The 19,037-nt window shown below is 49.0% G+C and carries 18 protein-coding genes and 1 other RNA gene; 9 read left to right on the top strand and 10 right to left on the bottom strand.

From position 1 onward, the window contains the following. Positions 1-59: 59 nt before the first annotated feature. From trxA to ACN0T0_RS13815, 4 genes are all read left to right on the top strand, one after another. A complete protein-coding gene (gene trxA, locus ACN0T0_RS13830) occupies positions 60-386 on the top strand; it encodes a thioredoxin TrxA (protein WP_417227030.1) in 327 nt (108 codons plus the stop codon). 241 nt (positions 387-627) lie between these two features. Continuing rightward, positions 628-1,887: a transcription termination factor Rho gene (gene rho, locus ACN0T0_RS13825; protein ID WP_126159924.1), complete on the top strand. Its 1,260-nt coding sequence runs from the start codon at positions 628-630 to the stop codon at positions 1,885-1,887. A gap of 60 nt (positions 1,888-1,947) precedes the next feature. After that, positions 1,948-3,429, top strand: coding sequence for a 4-hydroxy-3-polyprenylbenzoate decarboxylase (gene ubiD / locus ACN0T0_RS13820; RefSeq protein WP_417227028.1), 1,482 nt, complete (start codon positions 1,948-1,950; stop codon positions 3,427-3,429). Beyond that, a complete protein-coding gene (locus ACN0T0_RS13815) occupies positions 3,422-4,456 on the top strand; it encodes an FAD-binding oxidoreductase (protein ID WP_417227026.1) in 1,035 nt (344 codons plus the stop codon). The genes ubiD and ACN0T0_RS13815 overlap by 8 nt, the downstream gene beginning before the upstream one ends. 118 nt (positions 4,457-4,574) lie before the next feature. Here ACN0T0_RS13815 and ACN0T0_RS13810 read toward each other — a convergent pair whose 3' ends face one another. The 5 genes from ACN0T0_RS13810 to hemC form a co-directional block, all read right to left on the bottom strand. Then, positions 4,575-4,961 (bottom strand): hypothetical protein, encoded by a 387-nt coding sequence (locus ACN0T0_RS13810; RefSeq protein ID WP_417227024.1) that lies wholly within the window; start codon positions 4,959-4,961, stop codon positions 4,575-4,577. Positions 4,962-5,148: 187 nt separating this feature from the next. Beyond that, positions 5,149-6,405 (bottom strand): heme biosynthesis HemY N-terminal domain-containing protein, encoded by a 1,257-nt coding sequence (locus tag ACN0T0_RS13805; RefSeq protein ID WP_417227022.1) that lies wholly within the window; start codon positions 6,403-6,405, stop codon positions 5,149-5,151. Next, positions 6,405-7,670 (bottom strand): uroporphyrinogen-III C-methyltransferase, encoded by a 1,266-nt coding sequence (locus ACN0T0_RS13800; protein WP_417227020.1) that lies wholly within the window; start codon positions 7,668-7,670, stop codon positions 6,405-6,407. The genes ACN0T0_RS13805 and ACN0T0_RS13800 overlap by 1 nt, the downstream gene beginning before the upstream one ends. After that, positions 7,667-8,449: a uroporphyrinogen-III synthase gene (locus ACN0T0_RS13795; RefSeq protein ID WP_417227018.1), complete on the bottom strand. Its 783-nt coding sequence runs from the start codon at positions 8,447-8,449 to the stop codon at positions 7,667-7,669. Before ACN0T0_RS13795 ends, ACN0T0_RS13800 begins: the two co-directional genes overlap by 4 nt. After that, positions 8,442-9,383, bottom strand: coding sequence for a hydroxymethylbilane synthase (gene hemC / locus ACN0T0_RS13790; RefSeq protein WP_417227016.1), 942 nt, complete (start codon positions 9,381-9,383; stop codon positions 8,442-8,444). The genes ACN0T0_RS13795 and hemC overlap by 8 nt, the downstream gene beginning before the upstream one ends. A gap of 185 nt (positions 9,384-9,568) precedes the next feature. Between hemC and argH the strand changes: the two genes are divergently transcribed. From argH to ACN0T0_RS13775, 3 genes are all read left to right on the top strand, one after another. Next, positions 9,569-10,966 carry an argininosuccinate lyase gene (argH, locus tag ACN0T0_RS13785; RefSeq protein ID WP_417227014.1) on the top strand — a complete coding sequence of 466 codons (1,398 nt, stop codon included), beginning with the start codon at positions 9,569-9,571 and terminating at the stop codon, positions 10,964-10,966. A gap of 248 nt (positions 10,967-11,214) precedes the next feature. Beyond that, complete coding sequence (locus tag ACN0T0_RS13780; protein WP_417227012.1) at positions 11,215-13,197, top strand: methyl-accepting chemotaxis protein; 1,983 nt, start codon at positions 11,215-11,217, stop codon at positions 13,195-13,197. Positions 13,198-13,406: 209 nt separating this feature from the next. Then, positions 13,407-15,389 (top strand): methyl-accepting chemotaxis protein, encoded by a 1,983-nt coding sequence (locus ACN0T0_RS13775; protein ID WP_417227010.1) that lies wholly within the window; start codon positions 13,407-13,409, stop codon positions 15,387-15,389. Between the two features lie 64 nt (positions 15,390-15,453). Here the strand turns inward: ACN0T0_RS13775 and ACN0T0_RS13770 are convergent, their stop codons facing one another. Next, positions 15,454-15,966, bottom strand: a complete 513-nt coding sequence (locus ACN0T0_RS13770; protein ID WP_417227008.1) for a glycine cleavage system protein R — start codon at positions 15,964-15,966, stop codon at positions 15,454-15,456. 249 nt (positions 15,967-16,215) lie between these two features. Here ACN0T0_RS13770 and ACN0T0_RS13765 point away from each other — a divergent pair, with 249 nt between their 5' ends. Both ACN0T0_RS13765 and ACN0T0_RS13760 read left to right on the top strand, forming a co-directional pair. Continuing rightward, entirely contained in the window at positions 16,216-17,136 is a 921-nt protein-coding gene (locus tag ACN0T0_RS13765; RefSeq protein ID WP_417227006.1) for an AEC family transporter, read from the top strand. Positions 17,137-17,308: 172 nt separating this feature from the next. Continuing rightward, a complete protein-coding gene (locus ACN0T0_RS13760; protein WP_417227004.1) occupies positions 17,309-17,434 on the top strand; it encodes a hypothetical protein in 126 nt (41 codons plus the stop codon). Between the two features lie 6 nt (positions 17,435-17,440). Here ACN0T0_RS13760 and ACN0T0_RS13755 read toward each other — a convergent pair whose 3' ends face one another. The 4 genes from ACN0T0_RS13755 to zapB all read right to left on the bottom strand — a co-directional run bounded on the left by ACN0T0_RS13755 (position 17,441) and on the right by zapB (position 18,906). Further along, positions 17,441-18,046, bottom strand: coding sequence for a 5-formyltetrahydrofolate cyclo-ligase (locus tag ACN0T0_RS13755; protein WP_417227002.1), 606 nt, complete (start codon positions 18,044-18,046; stop codon positions 17,441-17,443). Positions 18,047-18,073: 27 nt separating this feature from the next. Continuing rightward, positions 18,074-18,252, bottom strand: a non-coding RNA gene (gene ssrS / locus ACN0T0_RS13750) — 6S RNA. Positions 18,253-18,412: 160 nt separating this feature from the next. Then, positions 18,413-18,700 carry a cell division protein ZapA gene (locus ACN0T0_RS13745; protein WP_417227000.1) on the bottom strand — a complete coding sequence of 96 codons (288 nt, stop codon included), beginning with the start codon at positions 18,698-18,700 and terminating at the stop codon, positions 18,413-18,415. Beyond that, positions 18,697-18,906: a cell division protein ZapB gene (gene zapB / locus ACN0T0_RS13740; protein ID WP_417226998.1), complete on the bottom strand. Its 210-nt coding sequence runs from the start codon at positions 18,904-18,906 to the stop codon at positions 18,697-18,699. The genes ACN0T0_RS13745 and zapB overlap by 4 nt, the downstream gene beginning before the upstream one ends. Between the last annotated feature and the right edge of the window lie 131 nt (positions 18,907-19,037).

The following is a 19,037-nucleotide window of genomic DNA, read 5'->3' as shown; positions in this document are numbered from 1 at the left end:
TGACAGTGGTATGATCGGTAACTATTAATATTTAGTGAATCTCACTGCAGAGGCTTTTTATGAGTGAAAATATTGTTAACGTAACAGATGCTTCCTTTGAAGATGATGTATTGAAAGCTGATGGCCCTATTTTGGTTGATTACTGGGCCGAGTGGTGTGGCCCTTGTAAGATGATTGCTCCGGTACTGGAAGAGATTGCCAAAGAGTATGAAGGCAAACTGAAGGTCTGTAAGTTGAATATCGACGAAAATAACGAAACACCACCAAAATTTGGTATTCGTGGTATTCCAACCTTGATGCTGTTTAAAGACGGCAATGTCGAAGCAACTAAGGTGGGTGCACTGTCCAAATCTCAGCTAGCCGCTTTTATTGAAGATAGTATCTAAGCGATTGAGCTGGAAAATCGTTGGGAGTGACCAGGATCATGGTTTGCTCCCTGATTTACTGGACTCTTTTTAACCAACGCATTATAGTGTCATTTCCAAACATCGGATTCTGTCCCAGAACCGTTAAAACAGCTCTGGTTTAGAACTCTAATTTCACATTATCAATTCAATCTGACCCGAATGGTTCTTTTTTGCTGTTCCGCTCAAGGCGTTGACCTGTCTTCCTACACTACATATACCTATGAATCTTACCGAACTTAAAAAGAAAAGCGTCCCCGAATTGCTAGAAATAGCTAAAGAGATGGGACTTGATAACCTGGGGCGATCCCGTAAACAAGATGTTATTTTTGCGATTCTTAAGCGTCATGCTAAGGGTGGCGAGGATATCTACGGCGATGGCGTGTTGGAAATTTTACAAGATGGCTTCGGTTTTCTGCGATCGGCAGAGGGTTCATACCTCGCCGGACCGGATGATATCTATGTTTCGCCGAGCCAGATCCGCCGCTTTAATCTGCGTACCGGTGATACTATTTCCGGTAAGATCCGTCCGCCAAAAGACAGCGAACGCTATTTTGCTCTGCTGAAAGTTGATCAGATCAACTTTGATAAGCCGGAAAATGCGAAGAACAAAATTCTATTTGAAAACCTGACGCCGCTATTTGCACAAGAACGGTTGAAAATGGAATTGGGTAACGGCAGTACCGAAGATTTGACCGCCCGTGTTATCGACCTCGTTTGCCCGATGGGTAAAGGTCAACGGGCACTGTTAGTGTCTCCGCCTAAGGCGGGTAAGACGCTGATGCTGCAGAACATTGCCAACTCTATCAAACGGAACAACCCAGAAGTTCACCTGATCGTCTTGCTGATCGATGAGCGTCCAGAGGAAGTGACCGAGATGCAACGAACCGTCCGCGGTGAAGTGGTTGCCTCTACCTTTGATGAGCCGCCCTCACGTCACGTGCAAGTCGCCGAGATGGTGCTGGAAAAAGCCAAGCGTTTGACCGAGCATAAACAGGATGTCGTCATCCTGCTCGACTCGATTACCCGTTTAGCCCGTGCCTATAACACCGTTATCCCATCGTCCGGTAAAGTACTTACCGGTGGTGTTGATGCCCATGCCCTTGAGCGTCCTAAGCGTTTCTTTGGTGCGGCGCGTAACATCGAAGAGGGTGGTAGCCTGACCATTATTGCTACCGCCTTGGTTGATACCGGTTCGAAGATGGATGAAGTTATCTTCGAAGAGTTTAAAGGTACCGGTAACTCTGAGGTACATCTGGATCGTAAAGTGGCTGAGAAACGGGTTTATCCTGCGTTCAACATCCGTCGCTCAGGCACCCGCCGTGAAGATCTGTTGACCACTGAAGAAGAGTTGCAACGGATGTGGATTTTGCGCAAGTTGCTCGATCCAATGGAAGACTCTGCCGCTATCGAGTTTGTGCTCGATAAGCTGAAAGACTTCAAGACGAACGACGAATTCTTCCTCTCAATGCGTCGTTCATAATTCATATCTTTGTTATCAAAGGGTAAGCTTAGCGCTTGCCCTTTTTTATAGCTGAATATTATGTCAAACCTGAAATACAAAGACCTGCGCGATTTTATCCACAGCCTTGAACAGCAGGGTGAATTGGTACGTATTAGTACCGAAGTGGATCCTAATCTGGAAATAACAGAGATCTGTGATCGCACGCTGAAGGCTGGCGGCCCTGCGCTGCTGTTTGAAAATCCTAAAGGCTATGATTACCCCGTGTTGGCCAACTTGTTTGGTACGCCGCGGCGGGTCGCTCTTGGTATGGGACAGGAAGATGTGGCTAGTCTGCGTGAAGTGGGCAAGCTACTGGCGATGTTGAAAGAGCCAGAGCCGCCTAAAGGGATGAAAGATGCCTGGGAAAAGCTGCCGATCTTCAAACAAGTGCTGAATATGGGACCCAAAAAGGTCCGTAATGCTGCTTGCCAGACCCTCGTGATCGAAGGTGATGATGTCGATCTGGGTAAGCTTCCGGTGCAGCGTTGCTGGCCCGGAGATGCAGGTCCGCTGGTGACTTGGCCTTTGGTCATTACCCGAGGCCCGAATAAATCGCGGCAAAATTTGGGTATTTACCGTCAACAGGTTATTGGTAAGAACAAGCTGATTATGCGTTGGCTGGCGCATCGTGGCGGCGCGCTGGATTTTCGCGAATGGCAAGAGCAGCACCCGGGCGAGAATTTCCCGGTAGCGGTGGCCTTAGGCGCTGACCCAGCGACGATTTTAGGGGCGGTCACACCGGTGCCTGATAGTCTGTCAGAATATGCTTTTGCGGGTCTGTTACGCGGTGGGAAAACCGAAGTGACCCAGTGTATTGGTAGTGATCTGCAGGTGCCGGCCAGCGCTGAGTTTATTCTTGAGGGTTATATCAGCCCTGATGAAATGGCTGATGAAGGCCCCTTTGGCGATCATACCGGGTATTACAACGAGGTCGATAGCTTCCCCGTGTTTACCGTGGAACGGATTACCCACCGGCCAGATCCGATCTATCACAGTACCTATACCGGCCGTCCACCGGATGAACCTGCGGTGCTAGGCTTGGCACTTAACGAAGTTTTCGTGCCAATTTTGCAAAAGCAGTTTCCTGAAATTACCGATTTCTATTTGCCGCCGGAAGGCTGTTCCTATCGTATGGCCATTGTAACCATGAAGAAGCAGTATCCGGGTCATGCAAAGCGGGTGATGATGGGGGTTTGGTCATTCCTGCGGCAGTTTATGTACACCAAGTTTGTGATTGTCTGCGATGATGATATCAATGCCCGTGACTGGAACGATGTTATCTGGGCGATCACTACGCGGATGGATCCGATTCGGGATACTACCCTGATCGATAATACCCCCATCGACTACCTCGATTTTGCCTCACCGGTTTCCGGACTAGGTTCGAAAATGGGGATGGATGCCACCAATAAGTGGCCCGGTGAAACCACCCGCGAATGGGGTGAACCGATTGTGATGTCGGATGAAGTGAAGCAGCGGGTCGATGAGATCTGGGATCAGTTAGGCATTACTAGTGACTGAGCATTACCGTATCACGGTTAATGAGCAGTATGTGATTGATGCTGAACCGGGGCTGTCGATATTTGACAGCCTACGCCAGGCCGGTTATCGCATGCGGATCAGTTGCCGTAACGGGGTCTGTCAGATCTGTAAAACCACCCTGCTGCAGGGCCATATTGAACAACGTTATCCTGCCCTTGATGTATGTTTGCATGCCGCAGATAAGCCGGCTCAGGTTTATGCTTGTACGGCGGTGCCGCGCAGTGATATCAAGATAGAAATTGATGGGCTCTTACGCCCAGGAGAATTACACGTGAAAAAACTGGTTTGTGATATCGCCGCATTTGAACAGCTTAGCCATGATGTCTATCGGGTGCGTTTGCATCTGCCGGTGACTGGGCGTCAGGCGATTGAATTTCATGCCGGGCAGTATCTTGAAATTATTTTGCCGGATCAGCGCCGTGCTGCTTTTTCCATCGGTAGTGCGCCGGACTTTAGCAGTGATATTGAGCTGCATATTCGGCGGATACCCGAAGGTGAAATGTCGCTGGCTATTATTGAGCATCTGACCCATAACCCCAGTGTCGAAATCGAGTTGCCGAAGGGCGACTGCTATCTTGAAGTCGAGGCGTTGGCTGCGGATACGACAGTTATTTTGGCGGCGGCTAGCACCGGCTTTTCACAGATTAAGAGTATCGCCGAGCATCTGTTGGCTAACCAAGTAAGCAATCCTATCCATATTTATTGGGGGGCTCGGGCTGAGGCGGATTTCTATCTACGCAAGCTGCCGTTGCAATGGGCCGCAGAGCATACCAATGTGCATGTGCATTTGGTGATTAGTGAACCGGAAAGCAGCCCCGACTGGAGCGGTCGGATGGCATTACTGCCGGAAGCCATCGTTGCCGACTTTGAGCATTTTGATAAGACTGAGATTTATACTAGCGGCTCGCCGGCGATGGTTTATGCGTTGGCTGACGCCTGTGAAGCAAAAGGGTTGCAAGATACGCAGATCCATTCGGACGTGTTTGCTTACGCACCACGTAAGTAACATCGGTCCTTAAAATAGGACTGATGAGGCGAACAACCAAGAATAGTGAGTTCTCTGGGTTGTTTCGCCAATGAATAACGCTAGGTAATGGCCCTGATATCGTTATCGCTTTTTGGTATTATTGTGTCACCATTTTTTTGGCTTGCGGCGAAATCATCGCTTTCTGTACGCTGTCTTTTTTATGATTATCAGCCATGACCTTGGCATCTTTAACGGTTAGATTGACCAACGACTCCGCTAACGCTTTAATATCGGCATTGCTGCTGCGGATGAATCGCTTCGCTTCTTTATTTACACTATTAACCGCGGCGACACTCGTGTCTAGTCCGCGATCTGGCGCGACGTGCAGACAGATATACCCGGTGCCATCACTGCCGTAAGCGCAGAAGCTTTCACTGCATTCCATACAACCCGCGCCACCGGCATTCGGATCACACAGCCATGCGGCCTGTCCTGCCGTTGAATAAAGCCCAATCATGATCATGCATGCTTTTAATAATTTCATATGCTTTCCGTCGATAATTAACGTGATTATTGCCAAGGCTATGATCTTAGCGATATACCTCATAATTAATAGCTGTCGTGAACGACAGGTTATAGAGGAGGCAGTACCTATAAACAAAAAAAGAGAGCCACCGGCTCTCTTTTCTAAGTACTTTCTGCTGCTTGTATAAGCGTTTTATCTCAGTGTGTTATAGCGGTGTGATTTTAGTGCTGCTGCCGGTATTTGGTAGTGGCAAGGCGGGAAGGCCTCCACCGATTACACTGAGGTGCTGATCCATTAGCTGGCGCAGTTTATCGGCTTCACCAAGGTTTTTCAGCAGTCTAGCGAGCTCGCTAAGGGTTTCGGTCTTAGGGCTTTGCTCTAGGCTCTGCTCAAAGTAGGTGATGGCTTTGCCCCAGTGCTGATTGCGCTGTGACAGGCGTCCTAATGTGAGTAGTAGGTCGGCATTCAGTGGATCATCTTTCAACCAGTTGCGGGCATTTTCCAGCTGCTTCTTCAGGTTTTCACCTTCGATGCGACCGTAGAGGTTGATCAGATCGCTATCACCAGTGCGGTTGATAAGATCACGAATGACCGGTTCAGCTTTGGCTTCTGCGCCGATGCTTACCAGTAAATGAGTGTAATGGCGGGCCAATACATCATCTTGAGTGAGCTGGCCGGGCATATTGTGCCAGGTTTCTGCGAGTGCTTTACGTTGCTCTTCGGGAGAACTGCCTTCGGTGATGCTCTGTTCTAATAGCTTTTGATAACAGAGTTGTTCGGTTTCGAGCAGTTTCTCGGGCTTCAATGCTTTGTTTTTACGCAACAGAGGAATCAGTTGTTTTACCGCTTGCCAGTCGTTTAGCTGAATATAGACTTTATTCAGCAGTTTCATAACATAGGTGTTTTTCGGTGCTTTCTGACGCAAGCTTAGCAATGTGGCGAGGCTAGGTTCTAATTGGCCACGGGCCAGTTGAGTTTGCGCCTGATTGATGCCCACCGCGATTTCGGCTTCGGGTGTGGCTGTTCTGGCTTTTTGCAGTAGTTCATCACAGGCTTTTTCGTCGCCTTGTTCTTGGGCCGCATGGGCGGCTGCCAAGTAGTTGATCAGTGGCAGATCGGCGTTTTCGGCTGACATTGAGAGCAGTCGTTGTGCTTTCCACCAGTTCCCTTCCGACAGAGCGATTAAACCTTTAAGGGTTTTGTCGTGGGCGATACGGCTTTTACGACTACCGCTCCAGAGGCGCAGTCGGGTGCCTGATTTAAGTGAACGATTGAATAGGTTGATACCCCAGTGAAGTGCAAAAAATAGCACCACGATCAGCACCAAAAAGACCCAAAGGCTCATCTCGATGGTGGTTTGTCCGTAGGCAAACAGGGTATAGCCTGAATCCTGAATCATTTTCTGGCCGATCCAGGTTCCGGCAAAGAGGAATAATAGCAGCAGGATAAATACGCGTTTCATCAGGCAGCTCCCTCTTTCAGCTTACGCATCGCTTTCACGTAATTTTTTAGCGCAGCGAGCGAGCCTGAAATGTTCGGCATCTGCGGAGCAACTTCAACTTGCTCAAGCTCTTTCAATGCAGAGAGCAACGCTTGGGTGTTGCTATCATTCTGCTCAAAGTAAGTGCCAACCCATTGCTGGGCTTTGGTTAGGCTATTGAGATAGCTTTTAGGCTTGCGCTGCAACAATGAGAGCTGTGCTTGCTCGAGCATCAGGTGCAGGTTCTGCTGGAGATAATAGCTTTGCTGCGGAGAGAGCAGAGGCTCGACCGGCTCACTGCGATCTTGGATAACAATCAGCTGGCTGGCTTTATCGGACAGTGTTGCCCAAGCTTGTTTGATATCGGTGCTCCAGCTAGAGGCGAACTCTTCGCTCTTCATCTGATCCAGTAAATCCGGCAGTTTGTGCTGCTCAGTTAGCGGGATAACCTGTAGTTGATCGACCTGAGTGCTAAGTGCGCCGAGGCGTAGGAAAACGCCTTCGGTATCAAGTTCAGTCACGGCTTCAAGGGCCGCTATATCGGCGGCGACCGCTTTACGAATCTCATAGATGGTGACATCGTCGGTTTCGCTGAGAATCTTATCGGCCGAGCGTAGCAGTTGCAGTGCACCGCGTGGTGTTTGTTCCATCAGTACCCGTTGGTTAGCTAATCGCAGCAGGTATTCAACCTCTGCTAGCAGCCAATCTTCACGGTTGTTGTTCTGGGCGGCAGTGACTTGCTGAATACTTTGTGTCAGTCGTTTCTGTAATTCGTTAATATTCGACTGATCTTGATCCGACTTACTTTGCAGTGCCGAGAACTTCTGATTCAGTGCGTTGATCTGTTGGCTTAGCTGTTGCTGGCTCTTGGTCAGTGCACCGTTGAGTTCAGTCGCGGCAGTTTGCTGCGATTGTTGCATTTGCGTGCCGGATTGGAGTTGCAGCCAATAAAGGTAAACAACGCCGATGATAGCGATGAGTGCTAATAGAAGCGCAATTCTACCGGCCCAGCTGGCTTTGGCTTTTTTGGGTGTCTCTTTTTCAGGCGGAGAGGTTTTCGCTTTTTGATTGTCCGCTTGCTTATCGGATGCTTTGCTCGGCTTTTCCGTTGATGGCTTAGAGGCTGCCTTTTTCTCGCTAGTCTCAGGCTTATCGGCGGGGGCAGAATCCTTTTCGATCAGCTCTCCCTCAAGCACTTCTTCTGGTTTATCTGAAGTGGCTGGATTGTTATTCCCGCTTTTTTTCATGTTCTGTCATCCATATCGATAGTCGATAAAACTGTTTCTGCCATTGCCTGATTATCGGGTCCGCTGGCGGTAATTACTCGAGTATAGCCTAACTCGGCTGCGATTCGGGCGACTCGTGCACTAGGTACAACCAATGTTGTATGTTTCAGCGCCTTAAGTGCGTGGTCGTCGATTAGTTGAGTTAGGTTATTCACCGCTTCTCCGCTGGTCAGCAGGACCGCAGCGAGAGGCTTATCTGAGATAGTACCCATGATCTGCTCAGAGGTATAGTGGGGCATGCTCCGACGATAAAGATCGGCGTAGTCAATCCGGGCACCCCGCTGGCGTAACTGCTCGGCAAGCGTTTCTCGGCCACCTTCGCCACGCATGATCAATATTTTTTGTTCGGTAATGTTCTGTAATAGCGGCAGCGATAATAAAGCTTCAGAATCATAACCGATGGGGGAGCGTTGTGCCGTGATGCCATAGCTTTCGAGTTTAAGTGCGGTTTGCTGACCAATCGCGAACCATTCAATACCGATGGGTAGTTGTGGCCAGTATTGATCGATCAGCTCCATGCCGGTGGCCACTGCGTTAGCGCTGGTGAAAATGACCTTGTGGTATAGATCGAGATCCATAATGTGGCTTTTTAACAGCGGAAAGGCTGGGTCCGCATCGGCAATCGGTGTGATGTCCAATAACGGCAAGGGTATCGGCTCAATACCCATGCTGGCCAATAATGCTGTTTGGCCCTGAGCTTGATGTTCAGGGCGAGTCACCAGTACCCGGGGGTTAGCCATTTTGTTTGTACACTTCAGCGAGAATTTTATCGGCACCGGCTGCCAATAAGCGTTCGGCGAGTTCGATGCCCATCTGTTCAGCATTGTCCGGGTGGTTGCGTAGTTCGTCCCGCAGAATTTCTGTGCCATCGGTGCTGGCCACTAAACCTCTTAGGTATAGTTCGTCGTTGGCCTCGTTGAGGGTGGCGAAACAGGCGATCGGCACCTGACAACCGCCTTCTAGACGGCGGTTCATGGCCCGCTCTGCGGTCACCCGGATAGCAGTGTGTTGGTCATGCAGCGGTTTCAGGAGAGCTAACGTGGCGGCATCATCGCTGCGGCACTCGATACCAACGGCACCCTGTCCGCCAGCCGGCAGGCTGTCTTCGGGTGTAATTTCACTGGCGATCCGATCAGCCATTTTAAGCCGTATTAGCCCAGCGGTAGCGAGAATAATCGCATCATATTGGCCTTCATCCAGCTTTCGCAGTCGAGTATTGACATTGCCGCGTAGGGTGTTGACTTGTAGATCGGGCCGCTTGGCTTTTATCTGTGCTTCGCGGCGCAGGGATGAGGTGCCGACGATAGCGCCCTGTGGTAATTCATCCAGGGTTTTATAATGATTGGAGACAAAGGCATCGGTTGGCTTTTCTCGGGGGCAGATAACCGCTAGGCCTAGTCCTTCAGGAAACTCCATCGGTACATCTTTCATCGAATGTACGGCGATATCAGCTTCATTGGCGAGCATGGCCACTTCCAGCTCTTTAACAAACAGGCCTTTGCCGCCAATTTTAGACAGTGGTGAATCCAGTAGTACATCACCCTTGGTGGTAAAACCAATGAGTTCGACAGTGATATCCGGGTGGAACTTCTCTAACTCGGCTTTAACATATTCCGCCTGCCACAGGGCAAGTGGGCTTTGGCGGGTGGCAATACGGATTACTTTATTGGTCATACAGGATCCTGGAGGGCGGTTGCCCGGTCAGCTACGCAAATTATTTTCCGATTTTAACAGATAAGCAGGCCGGTAACAGCTGATCGGGCATGCGGTTGGGGGGGAGGTTGCTGTATAATGCCTGCCATTGATTTAGGACAGGGTCCGCTTGCCGTCGGTGCGGATGACAGATGTGAGGTTTCAGTATGAGTGAAGAACAAACCAACCAGCAATGGGGTGGCCGTTTTAATGAACCAACGGATGCCTTCGTTGCACGCTTTACGGCATCGGTACAATTCGATCAGCGGATGTATAAGCAGGATATTCAGGGCTCTGTCGCACATGCGAAGATGCTCACTAAAGTGGGCGTGCTGAGTGAAGCAGAATGTGCCGATATTCTGCAGGGGCTGAGCGAAATTCAGTCTGATATCGAAAATGGCAACTTTGAGTGGTCCATTGCGCTGGAAGATGTGCACATGAACATCGAAGCGGCGCTGACCAAAAAAATTGGTATTACGGGTAAAAAACTGCACACCGGTCGCTCACGTAATGATCAGGTCGCTACCGATATCCGTCTTTATGTACGTGAAGAGATCGATAATGTGCTGGCTGAGATTACCCGTCTGCAACAGGGCATCATCGGTTTGGCGCGTCAAGAAGCAGAGACGGTTATGCCGGGCTTTACGCATTTGCAAACGGCCCAGCCGGTGACCTTTGGGCATCATCTGATGGCATGGTTTGAAATGCTGAGCCGAGATTATGAGCGTTTTGTTGATTGCCGCAAGCGGGTCAATATTCTGCCATTAGGTGCTGCGGCATTAGCGGGTACGACTTATCCGATCGATCGTCATATGACTACTGAGCTGCTGGGTTTTACAGCACCGACCGAAAACTCTCTGGATTCAGTATCCGACCGAGATTTCGCCATTGAGTTTTGTGCCGCCTCTAGCATCATGATGATGCATATGACCCGTTACTCTGAAGAGTTAGTGATGTGGGCATCGGCGCAGTTTAACTTTATTAACCTGCCAGACCGTTTCTGCACTGGCTCTTCTATTATGCCGCAGAAGAAAAATCCAGACGTACCTGAATTAGTGCGAGGTAAGAGCGGTCGTGTCTATGGTCACTTGATGTCACTGCTGACGTTGATGAAGTCGCAGCCGCTGGCTTACAACAAAGATAACCAAGAAGATAAAGAACCGTTATTCGATGCGATCGATACGGTTAAAGGTTGTCTGCGGGCTTTTGCCGATATGGTGCCGGCGATTGAAGCGAAGCGTGACAACATGCGTGAAGCGGCTCTGCGTGGGTTCTCCACCGCGACAGATCTGGCGGATTATGTGGTACGTAAAGGGATTCCATTCCGTGATGCCCATGAAATTGTCGGTAAAGCGGTGGCTTACGGTATTGAGCAGAGCAAAGACCTCGGCGAGATGACACTGGAAGAGCTGCAGCAGTTCTCGGATCAGATTACCGGCGATGTGTTTGATGTGTTGACCCTCGATGGTTCGGTCAGTGCACGGGATCATATCGGCGGCACTGCGCCTAATCAGGTGCGTCAGGCCTGTGACCGTGCAGAGCAGATGTTGGCGCAACGTCACTGATAAATATCGACTTTTTCGAACCCGCTATGGTACTGCTATAGCGGGTTTTTTCTTTTTTACTACCCAGCTTGGGATACTGAGAGAAGATCCTCGTTAAAGAACAGCGTAAATTGAGCGATAAGTCTAAGCTTGAATTAATCTACAAGGGGCTGTTTGGCTTAGCGCGTTATGGATGCTGATAGAACAGGGTGCTTAACTGATCGCCTGTGGTACACAAGTAAGATGAAATATGCCGTGCTGGAGTACAGATGAAACTTAATATCAGTCATAAAATGATTGTCGGCTTTGTCCTGATGGTGGTCTTTATCATCGTCGTCGGGGTCGGTGGTTTTAATGTAATCCAGTTAATTTCCCATAAGTTTCAGAATGTCACTCAGAATGTCGTGCCCTCTCTGACTGATGGATTGCGACAGTTGGTGCATCTGGAAGAAGCGAATAACGAGCTATTTGTTGCTCTGTCTCAGCGGCAGGTGCGAGAGTTGAATCAGCAGCGTGATCTATTTAAGCAGCGGTTGGATGCCTTCAAAGCCGATCAACAGCGGTTAGCAGAGCGGGTGGCTGGTGATGATGAGCTGGTTGCGGAGTTGGATCGGGTCGCTGCATTAGTGGATCAATATTTCCTGCTAGCGGATACAGTGTTAGTGGAGCAACGGAATATTCTCGACAATGAGCGGCATATTATTGATGCAGATATTCGGGTGCGTAAGCTGGATAGTTCGTTGTCCGATGCGTTGAGTAAATTACAGGTCGATTATGCCGGTACACCGGTTGCGAAGGCGGGTAAAAATCTAGCGAAGACCATGCGAATCTTTCGCACCCGATTGATGAATTTCAATCGGACTAAGAGTATGACCCGGCTGGATAAGTTTCTTAAAACTAAGCAGGGTGATATTTCTGAAAATGCCGCCAAGATCATCAGCCTGAACAGTCGGTTTACCACGGAACAGGATGATGTTAAGGCATTTGAACAGCAGTTTTATGGCGACGATGGGCTGATTGCTTACCTACGTTCGATGGATGTTGCCGAAAAGGCTCAGGCGTTGCGTTTACAGCAGACCTATAAGTTGATTGCAGAAACCCGTTTAGCGGTTGAAAGCTTTATTGCTAAGAACAATCAGATACTCACGCAGGCGCAGGCGCAGGCTAATGACGAAGTGTTTGTTGGGCGTTGGTGGATTATTGGTTTATCGGTCGGTGCGGTAATTTTTGCGCTGATTGTGGCGGCGGTTTTGGTGCAAACCATACGGGTGCCGCTGGCGCGTATTCATCAGGGGTTAAGTGCTTTTCGTCAGGGTGACTTAAGCGTTGTTTTTGAGGTTGAACGGGAAGATGAGTTTGGTGATTTAAGTCGTTACCTAAACTCTGTGGTTGAAGAGTTACGGGGTATTCTGCAGCAAGTAGCGGAAGGTGCAGAGCGTTTATCAATGGTGGCTAACAGTAATGCGGCGATCAGTCAGCAAACGACGCAATCGATGTCGCAGCAAACAGCCACGCTGGAGCAAACCTCGTCTGCGGCGGTGGAGATGGAGCACAGTGTGTCTGAAGTGGCAGAACACAGTAAAACGACTTTGCAGGCGGTGCATGAATTTGAATCATTGAGTCAGAACGTCGGTCAGCAGATGCTCGATACGATTGCGAGTATTGAAACTCAGGCGCAGGGCATTGATCAGGCGATGCAGGTGAGTGCCGAGATGTCGGCCTTTGGTGAGCAGATTGTAATGATTTTGACCACGATCCAAGATATTGCCGATAAGACCAATTTATTGGCGCTGAATGCGGCGATTGAGGCTGCGCGTGCGGGTGAGCAAGGGCGTGGCTTTGCGGTGGTCGCGGATGAAGTTCGAGGCCTTGCTGGACGTACTCGGGCATCAGTGCAAGATACCCAAGAGATGGTGGGTAATATGCAGCATGCGATTGTGCGAGTGTCTGAAGTGATGGATCAGAGCTATCAGCAAACACAGAATTGTGTTGAACAGGCTGGTCGTTCGCAGAATGTGCTAAAAAGTATGAATGATTCGGTGGCGCATATTCGTGATCTGAATGTGTTTATTGAAAGTGCCGCGAATGAACAGGCAAATGCTGTTGCTGAGGTCAGCCAGACACTGGTTGAAATTAATGCGGCAGCAGCTGAGATATCTCAGGGGGCGGTGGTTGCCTCACAAAGTAGCCAACAGTTGTTGGATGTCGCTCAACAGCAGCAAGCGCTATTAGCACGCTTTTCAATCCGTTAATGGGGTTGGTGATCGAAGTTGTGCTTTCAATTTTGCTTTTAACTCTTTAAATTTATAAGCCTTTTGGGTTTGTACCCGGTCGCTTTAAAGGGCCGTTGTTGTGTCTGTATATGGTTGGCAGGATACGATAACCTGCGTTGAAAAATAATAATGATAAAGCCCAAGCGGGATTTAATAATTGGAGGCCGGTGGATAGACCGGAGTTGTGAATGAGACTGAATGTCACACATAAGTTGACAGCTGGATTTGCCTTAATGGTGATGTTGATCGTTGTCGTTGGTGCGGGAGGCTTACTCGGAAGTCGAGCTATCTCGAACCATTTCTTCACGGTATCGGATAACGTTATTCCGTCGTTGTCGGGTAGCTTTCAGCAGATGGTTTACCTTGAGGAGGTTAACTCCGCCCTTTTTTCGGCCTTGTCACAGAGCCGGATTAAGGAGTTGAACAAAAAGGTAAAAGAGGTCAAAGCGAAGATTGTTAAGTTTAATGAAGCACAGGCGCAGGTAGCGGAAAAAGTTGCCGGGAAACCCGAGCTCCAAGCAACTCTTGAAGAAGTGGAAACCGTTAGTCAGCAGTTTTTTGAGATCACCAGTAAGGTGATGTCTGATCGAAAGCAGGCCTTGATTCTGGAGTTCCAAACCCGTCAGGCGGAACTGGACTTTCAGTCACTCGGTAATACTCTGAGCCTCTGGACACAGACTCTCTATGAAGATCAGGTCGATCAAGAGATGCTTGATAAGGCGCAGGATCTGAATATCGCTTTCAGAATGCATCGTTTTCAAATAGTCGACTATCAACGTACCGGTGATATTGAAAAGCTGAAGACGTCTTTGGCCAAAAATAAAGGTGAAATACTCGCCGCCTTCAAAGCGGTCGAGCCGATGGCTCCTAATGTGCAGTTACTTAAGCGAACCATTATGTCGGTTAATAACCATCTCTACAGTAATGGCGGCTTGGTCGATTATTACACCGAGCAAGCGGCTGCGAATAAATCCTTAGTTGAAAGCTTGAGCAAAACCGATAGTCTTATTTCCCGCGCCCGTGAGGCAATGTCTGCCTTTATTGAGGCAAACCATCAGTTGGCGAGTGGTGCACGTAATGAAGCTCAGCAGTTGGTGAATTTCAGCCATGTGGGTATCTTATCGTTGGCGGTGGGCTCAGTGGTGTTGGGCTTGATTATTGCGGTTGTGTTGGTGCAAACCATACGGGTGCCGTTGGCGCATATTCATCAGGGGTTGAGTACTTTCCGTCAGGGTGATCTGAGTGTTGTGTTTGAGGTTAAGCGCGAAGATGAGTTTGGTGATCTGAGCCGTTATCTCAATTCGGTGGTGGAAGAGCTGCGCAATATTTTACAAAAAGTTGCCGAAGGTGCTGAACGCCTCTCTACGGTAGCCAACAGTAATGCGGCGATCAGCCAGCAGACAACACAGTCGATGGACCAGCAAAGTATGAAGCTGGAGCAGACGTCATCTGCCGCAGTAGAGATGGAGCACAGTGTTTCCGAAGTGGCGGATCACAGTAAGACAACCTTACAAGCGGTGCATGAGTTTGAAACGTTAAGTCAGAGCGTCAGTCAGCGAATGCTGGATACTATTGCCAGTATCGAAACCCAGGCTAAAGGTATTGATCAAGCGGTTGGCGTGAGTGCTGAGATGTCGGCTTTCGGTGAGCAAATTGTGATGATTTTAACCACCATTCAGGATATCGCTGATAAGACCAACCTGCTGGCGCTCAATGCGGCTATTGAAGCGGCTCGCGCCGGTGAGCAGGGTCGTGGTTTTGCGGTAGTAGCAGATGAGGTCAGAGGTTTGGCGGGTCGTACCCGAGCATCAGTGCAGGATATTCAAGAGATGGTCGGGAATATGCAAAATGCGATTCAACGGGTATCAGAGGTGATGAATCAGAGCTTTAAGCAGTCTCAGAGTTGTGTTGAGCAGGCGGGTAGGTCACAGGAAGTCTTGCAGTCGATGAATCAGGCGATCGCTCATATTCGCGATTTAAACACCTTTATTGAAACGGCGGCGAATGAACAGGCGCAGGCGGTTGCGGAGGTTAGTCAGACATTGGTTGCGATTAATTCAGCTGCGGCTGAAACCTCTCAAGGTGCGGTGATTGCGTCACAAAGCAGTCAGTCGTTATTGGATGTCGCTAAACAGCAGCAAGCGTTGCTGAGTAAGTTCTCTATCCGTTAAACGAGCTATTGAGGTCAATAAAAACCCGCCGTTTGGCGGGTTTTTTGGTTTTATTTACGCTTATTTAATTGAGGGTAATATCGACCATTAGATCGTTAGCAATGGCTTCCAGCGATTGCTGCAAGTCATCTAGGTCGACGCCTGCCGGCACTGTTAGCTCGGCATCCGCTTTGAATAGTTCTTCGGCTGACATTGAGCCGCTGACCAGTTCGGTGGACAAACGTTCGACATTAATATGGTAACGACTGAGGGCCTGGGATATTTCGCGGACGATGCCCGGTTTATCATGACCGATTAGTTCCAAGGTAATGCTGTTGCTGTCCGTTGATGCTGGTTGTATTTGGCTGCGCGCGATAAGCACTCTAAGGCCCTGTGATTCGAGCTTTTGTAGGGCGTCGATCAGTGGCTCAGCTTGATCTTCGGTGATCGAGACGATAAGGATACCGGCAAACTTGCCTGCTAGACGGGACATACTACTCTCGAGCCAGTTACCACCATTGTCGGCGATGGTTTGGGAGAGTAGTTCTACTAGTCCGGGCTTATCCGGGGCGATAACGGTTAGTACGAGAGATGTCATTATTATTTGCTCCTTAAGGTGTATCCAGACCTAGCTGACGGTCTTGGTTGGCAGCGATGGTAATAGGTGTCTGTTATCGAGGGTTGCCGCTATGTATGGCTATGGTCTTTGAAATATAGCCAGATCGTTAAAAAGTGCTGACAACCTTAGTGGATCATCCCATAATCCTCACTGTCCTGCTATCAGGTTTGAGTTACAGGCTGCGCGCCCTGTATATATGTATAAGTTGTTAATGGATTATAAGCACAGATGAGCGAGATTCTCACGGCATTGTGGCCGGTTTTTGCACTGCTATGTATTGGCCATATCGTCAGGCGGATGGGGTTTCCCGGTGATGGTTTTTGGGAGCCAGCCGAAAAGCTGATCTATTTTTTACTCTTCCCTATGTTGTTGGTGTATAAGCTGAGTCTCGCAGATGTTGGCTCGGTACCGGTGCCCGAAGTGGCGCTGGCTGTAGTGTTATTACTGTTTTCCGGCACCTTATTGATGCTGGGGATTCAGCGATTGAAGCCGTTAGAAAACAGTAGCTTTACCTCGGTTTATCAGGGCGGGATACGCTTTAATACCTATGTTGGCTTAGCGGCGAGTGCAGCACTGTTTGGCGATGAAGGTGTTGCAGTGGCGGCGGTTATTATTGCGGTGATGGTGCCGTTGTTAAATTTGCTCTGCGTGCTGATTTTTAGTCTCTATACCCGTCGGGATGCGGGCTACCTGAGTGCTGTGCGCGCTATTATTAAGAATCCACTGATTATTGCTTGCTGTATCGGTATCTTTCTCAACCTATCGGGTATCGGCTTGCCTTGGGTTGTTGCATCGGTTGCCGGCTTGGCCAGTGGTATCGCATTACCGTTGGCGCTATTGGCGGTCGGTGCGGGGCTTAATCTGACAGCGCTACGGAAAGCAGGTGGCGCGGTGATCTATAGCAGCTTCGTTAAGTTGATGATTTTTCCCGCTCTGATGCTGCTTATCTGTATCTTATTTATTGATTCGCCTGAAGTTGCTCAGGTGTTATTGCTGTTTAGTGCGTTACCGACAGCACCGTCAGCTTATGTATTGGCTCGGCAGTTGGGTGGGGATGCGACGCTAATGTCGGCGATCATTACTGGCCAAACATTGCTCTCAATGCTGTTAATGCCGGTAGTTTTATCGATTTTTCCGTATTTTTTGTGAATTTCGTTAAAAATGTTGAACTTTTAGCTGCTTTTTAAGGTCTTTTAATAAGTTATTGAAGTATTTGTCGATAAAGTGCGTATAACGTCTTAAAAATAGTTGTATTATTTTTACTATATGAAAGAATATGCGCGCTTTTGACTTAGTGAATTAAACTTTCCGAGCAGTGAAAATGAAAAAAGGACCCGATATCGTTGTAGTACTGGTTGCTGTATTTGTTTTAGGTACAGTGTTTACCGGTGTCAGTCATGCTGATATCGAATTTGTATCGATGGTTGGCCAAGTGTTTACGAACTAAACCCGCTTATCGGGCTGCGCGGTAAAAGCGTTCCTCGGTAGCAACGCCTTCCAGTGGAATATCCCAGCTTTCAGTTTTTAGCTGATCCACTTTTTGCAGATCATGCGCTAGTCCGATCAGGCGCGTGCCCCTTCCTTGACGCCAACCCTGCTTAAACGCAAAGGTGCGGTCATAATAACCACCGCCCATTCCTAAGCGGCCACCCTCTTCATCAAATGCAACGAGCGGTAGCAAGACTAGATCTAATGCCCAAGCCGGGCGTCGTGGTGCCTGAATTAAAGCCGGTTCTTTAATGCCATAGATGTTTGCATTTAAGGTCGTTTCCCGGGTGTATTCAATAAACCAGAGGCGGTTATGGCGAATAGGGTGGAGCACTGGTAGAAAACAGCGTTTACCCAGTTTGCGGCAGTATTGAATTACCTGTTCGGGGCTGATTTCACCATCGCTGGCGAGATAGAGTGCGATGGTGCGGCTGCGACGAAACTGAGTTAATTGACGAATAGTCGAGAGTAAACCGTGGGCGTGTTGACGTTGCTCTGCCGCTGTCAGGCGACGGCGCTTTTGGCGCATCTGACGACGCAAGTTCTTTTTAAAATCAGTGGCTTGGTTCATGACGGGACACAGCAGAAGGAAAAGAAAAGACTCCCCAGGGTTGCGGCGCTGGATCGGCCCTGAACCCGAAGGTTCAAGGTGGCAGCTTCAGATTAAAATTAGGCTTTCCGTCTAGCGGACATGCACATCAGATAACCAAGAAGCTTCCAAAAGTGTGATTATCGGCTCAAGGGACTAACCAGAACTACCAATAACCTCAGGGAGCTGATTCCATTATACTGCTCCCGAACGGAAAGTCAGCCTTGAAATAAAAAAATACTGTGCTAAATGGCCTAAAGGTGCCGCGTATAATTGTATGGAAAGTAAGGTTATTTAGTTGAGTTGAAAAAAATTCAAGGGCGATTTAAAAAGCGCTGCAGGGCAACGCTATTCGGATAAGGTTTTTTCGAGCAGTAAACTGAGGTGGTCGAGTCGCGAGTTGACGACTTGGCGTTCCGCTGCTTGGCTTGCTTGGAGCTCATAGGTGATATTCAAGGCGGCCATGACGGCGACTTTTTCTGCCCCGATAATGCGTCCACCCGCGCGGATATCCTGCATTTTTTTATCGAGGTAGGCGGCGGCTTTGAGCAACTCGGCTTCCGCTTCGGGGGGGCAGGCGACCACATACTCTTTGCCGAGCAGGGTTACGGAGATATTGCGGGGAGAACTGCTCATGCCTGCTGCTCCAGAGTTTTAAGGCGGCTAATCATCGCTTCGAGCTTCTGGTCGGTCTGGTTGGCGACGTGCAGGCGCTGGTTCCGCTCCTCTTTTAGGGCAGAAACTTGCTGTTGCAGATCCTGATTAGACTGCTCAAGTTGTTGGCAGTGTAGGATCAGCATATTGATCTGTTGTTCTAGTTTATCGAACGCTTGCGCAGACATAGGTTTAAGACTCAATTATCAGAGGCCGTATAATAAGCTGAAAATGGCTGGTAATCGAGTGCTGTTTCGTGGTGCCGCTGTAGTTGAAGTGCTAGGATATGAATCCTGAAAAGTTAAGCCGATACAGAGTA

Origin of the sequence: Amphritea sp. (genome assembly GCF_048266285.1) — a bacterium.
In the GTDB taxonomy this organism is placed as follows: domain Bacteria; phylum Pseudomonadota; class Gammaproteobacteria; order Pseudomonadales; family Balneatricaceae; genus Amphritea.
Note: the sequence above shows the minus strand (reverse complement) of the source record. Positions and strands in the feature narration are given on the sequence as shown.

What these genes read in the sequence shown, in the direction of transcription:
- trxA (WP_417227030.1), top strand. Translation starts at nt 60, where the DNA reads ATGAGTGAAAATATTGTTAACGTAACAGATGCTTCCTTTGAAGATGAT.
- rho (WP_126159924.1), top strand. Translation starts at nt 628, where the DNA reads ATGAATCTTACCGAACTTAAAAAGAAAAGCGTCCCCGAATTGCTAGAA.
- ubiD (WP_417227028.1), top strand. Translation starts at nt 1,948, where the DNA reads ATGTCAAACCTGAAATACAAAGACCTGCGCGATTTTATCCACAGCCTT.
- ACN0T0_RS13810 (WP_417227024.1), bottom strand. Translation starts at nt 4,961, where the DNA reads ATGAAATTATTAAAAGCATGCATGATCATGATTGGGCTTTATTCAACG.
- ACN0T0_RS13805 (WP_417227022.1), bottom strand. Translation starts at nt 6,405, where the DNA reads ATGAAACGCGTATTTATCCTGCTGCTATTATTCCTCTTTGCCGGAACC.
- ACN0T0_RS13800 (WP_417227020.1), bottom strand. Translation starts at nt 7,670, where the DNA reads ATGAAAAAAAGCGGGAATAACAATCCAGCCACTTCAGATAAACCAGAA.
- ACN0T0_RS13795 (WP_417227018.1), bottom strand. Translation starts at nt 8,449, where the DNA reads ATGGCTAACCCCCGGGTACTGGTGACTCGCCCTGAACATCAAGCTCAG.
- hemC (WP_417227016.1), bottom strand. Translation starts at nt 9,383, where the DNA reads ATGACCAATAAAGTAATCCGTATTGCCACCCGCCAAAGCCCACTTGCC.
- argH (WP_417227014.1), top strand. Translation starts at nt 9,569, where the DNA reads ATGAGTGAAGAACAAACCAACCAGCAATGGGGTGGCCGTTTTAATGAA.
- ACN0T0_RS13780 (WP_417227012.1), top strand. Translation starts at nt 11,215, where the DNA reads ATGAAACTTAATATCAGTCATAAAATGATTGTCGGCTTTGTCCTGATG.
- ACN0T0_RS13775 (WP_417227010.1), top strand. Translation starts at nt 13,407, where the DNA reads ATGAGACTGAATGTCACACATAAGTTGACAGCTGGATTTGCCTTAATG.
- ACN0T0_RS13770 (WP_417227008.1), bottom strand. Translation starts at nt 15,966, where the DNA reads ATGACATCTCTCGTACTAACCGTTATCGCCCCGGATAAGCCCGGACTA.
- ACN0T0_RS13765 (WP_417227006.1), top strand. Translation starts at nt 16,216, where the DNA reads ATGAGCGAGATTCTCACGGCATTGTGGCCGGTTTTTGCACTGCTATGT.
- ACN0T0_RS13760 (WP_417227004.1), top strand. Translation starts at nt 17,309, where the DNA reads ATGAAAAAAGGACCCGATATCGTTGTAGTACTGGTTGCTGTATTTGTT.
- ACN0T0_RS13755 (WP_417227002.1), bottom strand. Translation starts at nt 18,046, where the DNA reads ATGAACCAAGCCACTGATTTTAAAAAGAACTTGCGTCGTCAGATGCGC.
- ACN0T0_RS13745 (WP_417227000.1), bottom strand. Translation starts at nt 18,700, where the DNA reads ATGAGCAGTTCTCCCCGCAATATCTCCGTAACCCTGCTCGGCAAAGAG.
- zapB (WP_417226998.1), bottom strand. Translation starts at nt 18,906, where the DNA reads ATGTCTGCGCAAGCGTTCGATAAACTAGAACAACAGATCAATATGCTG.